This window comes from Alcanivorax sp. HI0007, from assembly GCF_001635525.1.
Taxonomy (GTDB): domain Bacteria; phylum Pseudomonadota; class Gammaproteobacteria; order Pseudomonadales; family Alcanivoracaceae; genus Alcanivorax.
The window spans coordinates 26,116-37,796 of record NZ_LWEJ01000285.1 but is presented as its reverse complement, the minus strand read 5'-3'; the positions used below and the strand labels follow the sequence as shown (position 1 = coordinate 37,796).

At 58.7% G+C, this 11,681-nt stretch carries 10 protein-coding genes; 5 read left to right on the top strand and 5 right to left on the bottom strand.

The window, feature by feature from the left end:
- Nucleotides 1-235: 235 nt before the first annotated feature.
- From A3714_RS17355 to A3714_RS17345, 3 genes are read right to left on the bottom strand one after another with little or no spacing between them, the layout of a single operon-like run.
- Nucleotides 236-862, bottom strand: a complete 627-nt coding sequence (locus A3714_RS17355) for a DUF502 domain-containing protein (RefSeq protein ID WP_063510087.1) — start codon at nt 860-862, stop codon at nt 236-238.
- A 36-nt stretch (nt 863-898) separates the two neighbouring features.
- Nucleotides 899-1,414: a transcription elongation factor GreB gene (gene greB, locus A3714_RS17350; RefSeq protein ID WP_063510088.1), complete on the bottom strand. Its 516-nt coding sequence runs from the start codon at nt 1,412-1,414 to the stop codon at nt 899-901.
- Nucleotides 1,415-1,418: 4 nt separating this feature from the next.
- On the bottom strand, nt 1,419-1,841 hold the full coding sequence (locus tag A3714_RS17345; protein WP_062817133.1) for a VOC family protein: 423 nt from the start codon (nt 1,839-1,841) through the stop codon (nt 1,419-1,421).
- A gap of 96 nt (nt 1,842-1,937) precedes the next feature.
- On the opposite strand from A3714_RS17345, the gene hemB reads away from it, so the two are divergent.
- Nucleotides 1,938-2,948, top strand: coding sequence for a porphobilinogen synthase (gene hemB / locus A3714_RS17340; RefSeq protein WP_062817134.1), 1,011 nt, complete (start codon nt 1,938-1,940; stop codon nt 2,946-2,948).
- 136 nt (nt 2,949-3,084) lie between these two features.
- Nucleotides 3,085-3,213 carry a hypothetical protein gene (locus A3714_RS18345; RefSeq protein ID WP_255361703.1) on the top strand — a complete coding sequence of 43 codons (129 nt, stop codon included), beginning with the start codon at nt 3,085-3,087 and terminating at the stop codon, nt 3,211-3,213.
- Between the two features lie 61 nt (nt 3,214-3,274).
- On the opposite strand, the gene A3714_RS17335 is transcribed toward A3714_RS18345, so the two are convergent.
- Nucleotides 3,275-5,401 (bottom strand): TonB-dependent siderophore receptor, encoded by a 2,127-nt coding sequence (locus tag A3714_RS17335; protein ID WP_063525652.1) that lies wholly within the window; start codon nt 5,399-5,401, stop codon nt 3,275-3,277.
- 364 nt (nt 5,402-5,765) lie between these two features.
- Here A3714_RS17335 and ppk1 point away from each other — a divergent pair, with 364 nt between their 5' ends.
- Nucleotides 5,766-7,853 (top strand): polyphosphate kinase 1, encoded by a 2,088-nt coding sequence (gene ppk1 / locus A3714_RS17330; protein ID WP_063508301.1) that lies wholly within the window; start codon nt 5,766-5,768, stop codon nt 7,851-7,853.
- Between the two features lie 142 nt (nt 7,854-7,995).
- On the opposite strand, the gene ppx is transcribed toward ppk1, so the two are convergent.
- Nucleotides 7,996-9,492 carry an exopolyphosphatase gene (ppx, locus tag A3714_RS17325; protein ID WP_063508300.1) on the bottom strand — a complete coding sequence of 499 codons (1,497 nt, stop codon included), beginning with the start codon at nt 9,490-9,492 and terminating at the stop codon, nt 7,996-7,998.
- 243 nt (nt 9,493-9,735) lie between these two features.
- Here ppx and trxA point away from each other — a divergent pair, with 243 nt between their 5' ends.
- Together trxA and rho are read left to right on the top strand one after the other, a co-directional pair.
- Complete coding sequence (gene trxA / locus A3714_RS17320; protein ID WP_062817138.1) at nt 9,736-10,062, top strand: thioredoxin TrxA; 327 nt, start codon at nt 9,736-9,738, stop codon at nt 10,060-10,062.
- Nucleotides 10,063-10,364: 302 nt separating this feature from the next.
- Complete coding sequence (gene rho / locus A3714_RS17315) at nt 10,365-11,624, top strand: transcription termination factor Rho (protein WP_063508299.1); 1,260 nt, start codon at nt 10,365-10,367, stop codon at nt 11,622-11,624.
- Nucleotides 11,625-11,681: the final 57 nt, after the last annotated feature.

The following is an 11,681-nucleotide window of genomic DNA, read 5'->3' as shown; positions in this document are numbered from 1 at the left end:
CTGGCGGAGTGCTTCAGGTAGACCTGTCGAGTTTTGAAATGCCTCTGATTACCCTGCGGGCGATTTCCGCGCAAGCGCGGTTCGCCATGCAAGCATAGCTCCCACAGCGGCTTCGTAGATATCTCGGAACCTGAGGAACTTTTGGCCTTGCCCCATCCAACCAGCGTAGCTTGTAGCTTGTAGCTTGTAGCTTGTAGCTTGTAGCTTGTAGCTTGTAGCTTGTAGCTTGTAGCTCCTACGACTTGTCGGTCTTGAACAACGCCGCCGTGCCCGCACCGCAGGACACCACGGTTTTCATCATGCTTTCCACGCCGATTTCCGGGTGCAGTTCCACCAGGCTCTCATGTACGTGGTAGATAAACCCGCTGGTGGGGTTGGGCCCCGTGGGCACGAACACCGTCACATGACCATCCCCATGTCGCGACGTGACCAGGGCCGTCACCGACACATCCGTGTCCCGGCCATACAGCCACACCCGCGCCACTTCTCCGCGACTGAACGGGCTGTCACTGCTGCTGCCCATCAACTGGCCGATCACTTCCTTGACCGTCTTGTAACCCGGCAGCCGGGTCATCACATTCTCTTCCCACTGCTGCCACAGCCAGCTTCCCAGACGGGTGGCCACCAGGGTCCCCACCAGAAAGCACAGCACCAGCACCGCCAGCACTGACAACCAGTCGGCCACAAACTTGGGCAGATCGAAGGCGCGGATAAAGACCGAGGTAAAGGGGGCGATCATTTCCGTCACCGTCTGGTAAATCCAGCGGAAGAAAAACACGATGATGGAAATCGGCAGCAGGATGGTCAGGCCACCCAACAGGGACTTGCGAATAAAAAACCAGATGCGGCGATTGGCGCTCATGGATTATGCCTTCCTTACCGGTTGTATGGGCGACGCTCAATCGCGGCTGCCAGGGGGCTCGTACCAGATGCGATTGATAAACAGACAACGCTCACCGGTGGGGGTTCGCACTTCCACCTCGTCATCCACCTGTTTCTTCAGCAAGGCCCGTGCCAGTGGCGCATCGATGCTGATGTAATGCTTCTTGGCATCCGTCTCGTCCGGGCCCACCAGGCGATAGGTTTCGGTCTCGCCCTCCTCGTTTTCCAGTTCCACCCAGGCCCCGAAAAACACCCGGCTCTGGTCTTCCGGCAAGCGGTCCACCACGGTCATGTCATCCAGGCGCTTGCTGAGAAAGCGTACCCGCCGATCGATCTCACGCAGCTGCTTCTTGCCGTAGATGTATTCGGCATTCTCCGACCGGTCTCCCTGGGCAGCGGCTTCCTGCACCGCCTGGGTCACCGCCGGGCGCTTTTCCTTCCACAGATACTGCAACTCGTCGTTAAGCGTTTTATAACCTTCGGCGGTGATGTACTTGGAAGCCGGAATCCCTTTTGGTCGCCAGCGGCCCATGGGGTTATACCTCGAAAATTCGATCAATCTCGCGCAGCCCCTTGAACTCCAGCGTATTGCCGGTGGGGTCCTGCACGAAAAACGTGCCCTGCTCGGCGGGCTGGCCCACAAAACGTTCACGGGGCTTGAGCAGGAATGGCCAGTCATTGTCGTAAATGCGTTCCACCAGGGTTTCCCAGCGGGGGAAATCCAGCACCACGCCAAAATGAGGCATGGGCACCGGGTGGCCATCCACCTCACTGTAGCCCTGGATCGGAGTCAGGTCTTTGCCCTTGTGCAGAGACAATTGATGGCCATGCAGATCGATATCCACCCAATTGGGGGCATCCCGACCCCGTCGGCCACCCAACACACGGCAGTAAAAGTCTGCCGATTCTTCCAGGTCATTCACCATAAAGGCCAGATGAAAGGCCGGCTGTTTTTCCATCGTCTACCGCTCTTGCTAAACTCTCGTCATTCCGCCCGATACGGAACCTTTGTTCGCCTGCGTCGGGCGCCCCATGTTACTAGAGGACTCCGCCCCATGTCTGTCACCCGCGCTCCCTGGCCCGCCACCCGTCTGCGCCGCATGCGTCGCGACGACTTCTCCCGTCGGCTGATGCGCGAAAACACCCTCACGGTGGACGACCTGATCTATCCGGTGTTTGTGCTGGAGGGAAAAAACCAGACCGAGACAGTGGCGTCCATGCCCGGCGTGGAGCGCATGAGTGTGGATCTGCTGGTCCGGGAAGCCGAGGAACTGGCCAGGCTTGGCGTACCGGCCATGGCCCTGTTTCCAGTCACCCCGGCAGAGGTCAAAACCCTGGACGGTCAGGAGGCCTGGAATCCGGATGGCCTGGCCCAGCGGGCGGTGCGCGCCATCAAGGCGGCGGTACCGGAAATGGGGGTGATCACCGACGGCGCCCTGGACCCGTTCACCACCCACGGCCAGGACGGCATCATCGACGACAGCGGTTACGTGCTCAACGATGTCACTGTGGAAGCCCTGGTCAAACAGGCCCTGTCCCAGGCGGAAGCGGGTGCTGACGTGATAGCGCCCTCGGACATGATGGACGGCCGCATCGGCGCCATCCGCGACGCACTGGAAGCCAACGGACACATCCACACTCGCATCATGGCCTACTCCGCCAAGTACGCCAGCGCCTACTACGGCCCTTTCCGTGACGCCGTGGGCTCCGCCGGCAACCTGGGCAAGGCCGACAAGACCACCTACCAGATGGACCCGGCCAATAGTGACGAGGCCCTCCATGAAATCGCCCTGGACCTGGCCGAGGGTGCCGACATGGTGATGGTGAAACCGGGCATGCCCTACCTGGACGTGGTGCGCCGGGTGAAAGACGAGTTCAAGGTGCCGGTGTACGCCTATCAAGTGAGCGGCGAATACGCCATGCACATGGCCGCCTTCCAGAATGGCTGGCTGGACCAGGACAAGGTAATGATGGAATCCCTGCTGGCCTTCAAACGGGCCGGCGCCGATGGCATTCTCACCTACTTCGCCAAGGCGGCGGCGCAAAAACTGGCCGGGGCTGGCTAGTCTCTGTTCACAAACTGACCAGCCGGGCAGGCACAGCAGCCAGCCCGGCCAATGTCTTCTTGCTGCCCTGGCATACACTTCCCGGGTTTTCTGCCGATTCTTTCTTTGTGTCGGGTCTCTGACCCCGGGAGTTGTTATGCGTACTCTGATCCTCATCGCCACCCTGAGCGTGTCGAGCCTGGCCAGCGCGGAAGGCCGCGCTCCCACTGACCAGGAGATGCAGGAGCTGGACATCATCCAGCAATCCTGGATCTTCCAGGGCTAGAAAATAGCCAGACACAAAAAAGCCGGCGCATGCGCCGGCTTTTTTATTGCCCTGAAATCGTTCAGAAACGATAACGGGCATTGGCGGTAACGGTACGGGTTTCACCGTAGCCACAGTCATAAACGGTTGTCGCGAACTGACCGCGACACCAGGACACGTATTCCTTGTCGGTCAGGTTCTGCACGTTGACGCTGAAGTCCCAGTCGTTGACAGCATAACCCAGCATGGCGTCGTAAAGGGTGACAGAAGGTACCTTGGGAGCAGCCCCGACACCATCCGCAGAACCGGCATAATCAAAGCCCACGTTGTCGCCCACGTAACGCACACCGGCACCAAAGCGCAGACCGTTTTCCAGTTCGTACTTGCCCCAGGCAGAGGCCAGTCGGTCTGCGATATAGGGCAGGCGCTCACCGGACTGGTCATCCACCACACGCAGGTCGGTATAGTTGGCCAGCAGCTCCAGGTTGCCCAGCTGCTTCTTCACTTCCACTTCCCAGCCTTCGGACTTGGCGCCCACCTGTTCAACGCTGTCTTGACCGGGAGAAGGCACCACACGATTGGTTTCTTCGATATAGAAATAGGCCGCCGAGGCAGACAGATCACCCGCGTCGTTCAGATACTTGAACCCGGCTTCCTGCTGCTCCCCGGTGGTGGCCGCAAGGCTGCTGCCATCGTTCGTCCCCAGATTCGGCACAAACGCTTCGGAATAACTCACATAGGGAGACAGACCGAAATCGAACTGGTACATCAGGCCCAGGCGACCGGTGGTTTCGCTGTCATCACTTTCCCTATTGGCATCATCCACAACGAAAACCTTGTTGGTGGATTCGTCGTGGCGCAAGGCACCGGACACCACCACATTGCCGATTTCCATATGGTCAATCAGGTAAACCCCGGTCTGGCGAATGGCATTATCGTTACGATCTTCCGGGTCCAGGGCGCTGTAGACCACATTGCCATACTGAGGGTTGTAGAGGTTGATCGTGGATGTTGCCACAACATCAGAGAAATAGTTGCCCTCTTCCCACAGGGCATCCTGGTAATCAACACCCAGCGCCAGGGTATGGCGGGTCACCCCCAGGTCCATCTTGCCTTCCAGGCGCACATCGAAGTTGCTGACATCGGTGGCACGATCCGCCATGTGCATGGTGCGCTCAATCGTTCCATCGGCACTGATGGTACCGCCAATGGCCGCCCAGTGCTCCCGGGTTTCCGTCTCGGAACTGGTGTGGCGGGCGGTAGCCGCCAGGTTCCAGTTGTCAGTCAGACGCTGGTCCACGAACAGGGTGACTTCGTTCTGGGTACGGTCATAACGGTCCCAGCTCGGCTCACCGACAAAGGTCTCCACCGGAATGTCGCCCTTGACGCCCGGCAGCAAGGTGCCTTCCGCCGGCAGGAACTGGGCGGAGATGCCGCCATTGTTTTCCTGGGCATTGAACAACAGGGTGACGGTGGTGTTGTCCGTGGGCAGCCAGGTAAAGGACGGAGCAAACACAAAGCCATTGTCGTCCACGTGATCCACCTGGGTACCGCTTTCACGCTTGAGTGCCACCAGGCGATACAGCAGCTTGCCATCTTCGGACATGGGGCCGGTCACATCGGCGGCCAGCTGTTTGCGGTCGTAGGAGCCCACCTGCGCCCAGATTTCACCCTGCTTCTCCGGTTTGGGCAGCTTGGACACCGTATTCACGATCCCGCCCAATTCCGCCTGACCGTAGAGCACGGAAGACGGCCCCTTGAGCACTTCGATGCTTTCCAGGGCATAAACGTTGGGCCGGGCACTGTTGTAGGAACCATAAACAGAGCGCAGGCCATCCTTATAGACGGAGGCATCCAGACCGCGCACCTTCACCCAGTCGCCGCGAGTATCGAAACCGAAAGCACCGGAATAGACGCCGGAGGAATACACCAGCGCGTCCTGGACATTCTTGGCACCGGTATCCTTGATGAACTCTTCATTTACCACGGTAATGGCATAGGGGGTCTTTTCCACCGGCACATCCAGCTTGCCCGACTGGGCAGCCCGGTCCTCGGTGATATAGCCCTCACCCTCAGGGACGTCGGCATTTACCTGAACGGCAGGAATAACATGGCTGTCGGCCTCATCGGCCTGAACAGGAATGGTGGCAACCAGCAATAGGGTGCCGAGCATCGGCGTGCCCCAAAACACGCGATTTCGGTAATTCATCAGAAACTCCCAGAATAAGGCAAGCAATAACAAGAATGATTCGCATTATAGTTCATTCCGTAACCCGCTGAAAAGCCCCGGACAACGCCAAAATCAACGCTTACGAACCTAATTCAACTCTGCAGCACCGGGTAACCCGGCAAAAAGGGGCGCCTGCAGGAAGCACAGACGGGATGTGAACAGCCCCCGGGGGAGCCTTTGCATGAAGCCCTGCATGATCAGCGTGGACTGAAGTATGCTGGGCATAATTCAGGGGCCCCTTTTCCGGCCAGGTAACATAAAATCTTTTTTCGGCTGTCATTGCCGTGTCACATTAATGTCATGCAATAGGGAACCCCGAAAACGGTCCCGTCAGGACGACGCCATGAATGACATTGCCAGCGAACACAGCGCCATCGACCTCAATAACCCGGATTACTATTTCAACCGGGAGTTGAGCCTGCTGCAGTTCAACCTGCGGGTACTGGAGCAGGCCATGGACGACAGCCATCCGTTAATGGAACGGCTGAATTTTCTGCTGATTTTTTCCAGCAACATGGACGAATTTTTTGAAATTCGTGTGGCCGGGCTGAAGAACAAGCTGGAAACCCACACCGGCCAGCCTGGTCCTGACGGCATGCTTGCCGAGGAAGTGCTAAAGGAAATCAGCCGCATTACCCACGAAGCGGTGGATCGCCAGTACCATATCCTCAACAACATCCTGTTGCCGGCTCTTCGTGAGGAAGGTGTGGACTTTCTGCGTCGCGAAGACTGGACCGAAGCGCAGATTGAATGGGTGAAAAAGTATTTTCGCGAACAGATCTATCCGGTGCTCACGCCCATTGCGCTGGACCCGTCCCACCCGTTCCCGCGGCTGGTGAACAAGAGCCTGAACTTTATCGTGTCACTGGATGGCAAGGATGCCTTTGGCCGCTCCACCGGCCTGGCCATTGTGCCTGCACCCCGCTCCCTGCCCCGGCTGATTCGTATTCCCGACGAGATCAGTGAAAGCGGCGATGACAACTTCGTGTTCCTGTCATCCATGATCCACGCCCACGTGTCGGATCTTTTCCCCGGCATGAAGGCCACCGGCTGCTACCAGTTCCGGGTCACCCGCAATGCGGACATGGAAGTGGACGAGGATGTGGAAGACCTGGCCAGCGCCCTGAAAGGGCAGCTGCTGTCCCGGCGTTATGGTGACGAGGTGCGCCTGGAAGTGGCGGACAACTGCCCGCGCCACCTAACTGATTATTTGCTGGAGCAGTTCGAACTGACCGAGATTGATCTGTACGAGGTGAACGGCCCGGTGAACCTGGCGCGCATGTTCACCAGCGTCAATCGCCCGCGCCTGCACTACCCGCCTTTCACACCGAAGCTGGCGCCAGCGGTGAAAAAAGCAGACACCATTTTCGACGCCATGGACCAGGGCGACATTCTGCTGCATCACCCTTATGAATCATTCCAGCCGGTGGTCAACCTGCTGGCGGAAGCGGCCCGGGACCCCAAGGTGCTGGCCATCAAACAGACCCTCTACCGCACCGGCACCAAGTCAGAAATTCTTGATCATCTGGAAACCGCCGCCCGTAACGGCAAGGAAGTCACCGCCATCGTGGAACTGCGGGCACGCTTTGACGAAGAATCCAATATCGAAGGGGCCCGGCGCTTGCAGGAAGCCGGCGCCATCGTGGTGTACGGGGTGGTGGGCTACAAGACCCACGCCAAGATGCTGCTGGTGGTGCGCCGCGAAGGCGATGGCATCAAACGCTATGTGCACCTGGGCACCGGTAATTACCACACCAAGACCACCAAGCTGTACACCGACTACGGCCTGATGACCTGCGAGAAAGGCATCTGCCAGGACGTGCACAAGATCTTCCAGGAGCTCACCGGCATGGGCAAGGCGGCGCGGCTCAAGCAGCTGAAGCATTCGCCTTTTACCCTGCACCCGTCACTGATCGAATGGATCGACTTTGAAACGCAGCAAGCCACCGCCGGGAAACCGGCGCGGATCATTGCCAAATTCAATTCCCTCACCGAAGAGAAGATCATCCAGGCCCTGTACCGGGCTAGTCAGGCGGGGGTGGAGATTGATCTGATCGTGCGCGGTATCTGTTGTCTGAAACCCGGAATCCCGGGGCTCTCCGAGAATATCCGGGTGCGCTCGGTGATCGGACGTTTCCTGGAACATACGCGGATTTATCACTTCCACCATGGCGGCGAGGATCTGGTGTATGGCTCCAGTGCCGACTGGATGGATCGCAACCTGTTCAACCGGGTGGAAACCTGCTTCCCGATCAACGACCCGGTGCTCAAGGCCCAGGTAATTGAACAGGGCCTGCACTATTACCTGCGCGACAACAGCCGCGCCTGGCTACTGCAACCCGATGGCAGCTACCTGCGCGCCCAACCCGAGAATGGTGAGCCTGTGTTCATCGCTCAACAGACCTTGCTGGAAACCCTAGGCGGAAGCTGAGTTTTTCCCGGATATGTGAGAAGGGACAGTCGATAACGGCGCGGATTGGCGTCGCGGCTGTCTTTGCACGCAAGAGGCCGCGTCCAAGCGTTTAGGCGCGGCCTCTTGTGTTTCAGAACGGGATGCCCTTTCACGCGAGTGATCAATTATCCATTAACTTCAACTCATAGCCGCCAGCGCGGAAATAGTCCTGTTCCTGCTCCAGATCCGCCAGCGTCAGCGGATGCTCTTCCAGCCAGTGACGAGGGAAACGCAGGCTGAGCGTCGTGTCCTCGGCGTTGAGAATCATCTCGGGTATGACTTCGTCGCAGCGGGCATGGTGCAAGCGGGCAGACAGTCGCAGCACCAGGCAAAGCCGCAACAGGCCCTGCTGCTCATCGTCGGGCAGTTCCGAGAGCGCAGAAAGAGGAAGTTTGCGGCGGTGGCCGCGCACCAGCACTGCCACGGTCTGCTGCTCCTGGCGGGAAAACCCGGGCAGGTCTGAATTGGTTACCAGATAGGCGCCGTGTTTGTGGAACTGGCTATGGGAGACCGCCAGGCCCACCTCGTGGAGCAACGCGCCCCAACGCAGGGTGTCCGCCAGCTCGTCATCCTCCAGTTGCCAGCTTTTGGCCACCTGACGGTACAGCCCCATGGCCGTGTCGCAGACGCGCTCCGCCTGGGTGCGCTCCACATGATGGCGGCTCATCAGCGACTGGATGCTGCGTTCGCGCACGTCCTCGTGGGCGAATCGACCCAGCAGGTCATACAAGAGACCTTCGCGCAGCGCGCCACCGGACACTTCCATCTGATCAATACTCAACTGCTCGAAGATGCCGTAGAGAATCGCCAGTCCGGAGGGAAAGATCGCCCGACGATCCTCACGCAGCCCCTTCAGATCCAGCTGCTCCACCTTGCCGGCCTTGATCACCTTCTTGCGGGCCTTTTTCAGGCCCTCCATGGTGATGCCGGTCTCTGACCAGCCGTTGTCCACACACACCTGGCTGATGGCTTTGATGGTGCCAGACGCCCCCACGGCCTGCTGCCAGCCCAGACGGCGATAGTTGGCGTGGATGGACAGCACCTCCTGCCGGGCGGCGGTGACGGCGCGGTCAAAGGCCTTTTCGCTGATACTGCCGTCGGCAAAGAAGCGCTGGGCAAAACTGACACAGCCCATGTGCAGGGATTCTGTCTCGGTGGATTCAAAACGCTCACCGATAATCAGCTCCGTGGAGCCGCCACCGATATCCACCACCAGCCGCTGACCGGCATCATCCGCCAGACTGTGCGCCACACCCAGGTAAATCAGACGGGCCTCTTCGCGGCCGGCCACGATCTCGATGTCGTGGCCCAGCACCGCTTCCGCCCGGTCGATGAATTCCCGGGCATTGCGGGCCTGACGGAGGGTATTGGTGCCCACCACCCGTACGCTGCCGCGGGGAATCCCGGCAATGCGCTGGGCAAACCGGCCCAGGCAATCCAGCGCCCGTTCCTGGGTCTCCCCGTCCAGCCGGTTATCCCGGTCCAGACCGGCGCCCAGCTGCACCTTCTCGGACAAACCGTCCAGAATCTGGACCTCACCGTGGACCTGTCGGGCCACGACCATGTGAAAGCTGTTCGATCCCAGGTCAATGGCCGCCAGATGCTCGCCATGTTCCATATGCACTCCTTTCCCGAAAGGCCACTGCCCTTTCCCTGCCCAGCCTAGCAGGCTGCCGGTAGACGCAGAATTGAAAAACGTCCCGAATTCTAACCGAATATCATGGCGTTACGGTGTCATAGGCAAACTCTACCGCGATAATTCACTCACTCGCTTGAAATTCAGCACCCACGACCTGATATTATCCACCATCGCAACAGCCCGCCCGTCGGGCCAGCTAACCCCCTATTTCAGGAGAATTCAATGAGCGGCGAGATTATCAACGTGACCGACGCGGACTTCGAAGCCCAGGTCATCAATGCAGACGGCCCGGTGCTGGTGGATTACTGGGCACCCTGGTGCGGCCCCTGCAAAATGGTCGCGCCGATCCTGGAGCAACTGGCCGGCGAGTACGGTGACAAGCTGACCATTGCCAAGATCAACATCGACGACAACCCGGAAACGCCCAAGAAGTATGGCGTTCGCGGCATTCCCACCCTGACCGTATTCAAGAACGGCAACGTGGAAGCCACCAAGGTTGGCGCCCTGTCCAAGAGCCAGCTGACCGCATTCCTGGACAGCACCCTCTAAGCAGATCGCACCCTCTGTCCGTTCTCCCGCCACCAGGCGGGGGAACGGCGTTTTATTTACCACGCGCAAATACTAGACAGCCTGTTGTTCGGGTGGTAGATTCCAGAACCAGCTTACAACAAGCACCCCCTTAGCAAGTCCTTCGGAACCTCTGGTTACCTTTATATTCCTGATGGCCCCCTTTAAGGCTTGCCGGGCCAGATTCCGAATAAACCGGATGCTCAACTCGAATAGTCAAAACAATCGCTGCACTCCCGTAGTGCACCCTCTCAATTCATTCAAAGACACCAAACTAGACGCCAATGAATCTTTCTGAACTGAAGCAGAAGCCGATTGGAGAACTTCTGAACATTGCCAAGGAACTCGGTCTCGAGAACCTGGCAAGAACCCGCAAACAGGACGTGATCTTTTCCATCCTCAAGCGCGCTGCCAAGAACGGCTCCGACATCTACGGAGACGGTGTGCTGGAAATCCTGCAGGATGGTTTCGGTTTCCTTCGTTCCGCCGAGGGCTCTTACCTGGCAGGCCCGGACGACATCTATGTCTCCCCCAGCCAGATCCGTCGCTTCAATCTGCGCACCGGCGATACCATTTCCGGCAAGATCCGGCCTCCCAAGGATGGCGAACGTTACTTCGCCATGCTCAAGGTCAACGAGATCAACTTTGACAAACCGGAAAACGCCAAGAACAAGATTCTGTTCGAAAACCTGACCCCCCTGTTCCCCACGGAACGGCTGGCGATGGAAATCGGCAACGGCTCCACCGAGGACATCACCACCCGGGTCATCGATCTGGTGGCCCCCATCGGCAAAGGGCAACGCGGCCTGATCGTGGCCCCGCCCAAAGCCGGTAAGACCATGCTCCTCCAGAACATCGCCCAGTCCATCGCCCGCAACAACCCCGAAACCCACATGATCGTGCTGCTCATCGACGAGCGTCCGGAAGAAGTGACGGAAATGTCACGGACCGTGCGCGGTGAAGTGGTGGCATCCACCTTTGACGAGCCACCGGCCCGTCACGTCCAGGTGGCCGAGATGGTGATCGAGAAGGCCAAGCGACTGGTAGAACATAAACAGGACGTGGTCATCCTGCTGGACTCCATCACCCGTCTGGCCCGTGCCTACAACACCGTTCAGCCCAGCTCCGGCAAGGTACTCACCGGTGGTGTGGACGCCCACGCCCTGGAAAAACCCAAGCGCTTCTTCGGTGCCGCCCGTAATATCGAGGAAGGTGGCAGCCTGACCATCCTGGCCACCGCCCTGGTGGACACCGGTTCCAAGATGGACGAGGTGATCTACGAAGAATTCAAGGGCACCGGCAACATGGAACTGCACCTGGATCGCAAGGTGGCAGAGAAACGTGTGTTCCCGGCCATGAATATCAAGAAGTCCGGCACCCGTCGCGAGGAGCGTCTGGTGGGCGAGGACGAACTGCAGAAGATGTGGATCCTGCGCAAGGTTCTGCATCCCATGGACGAGATCGGTGCCATGGAATTCCTCATCGATCGCATGAAGCAGACCAAGACCAATCTGGAATTCTTCGAGTCCATGAAGAGAAAGTAACGCTCGCAGACAAACAAAAAACCCCGCTTCGGCGGGTTTTTTTGTTTGTGCTGGTAG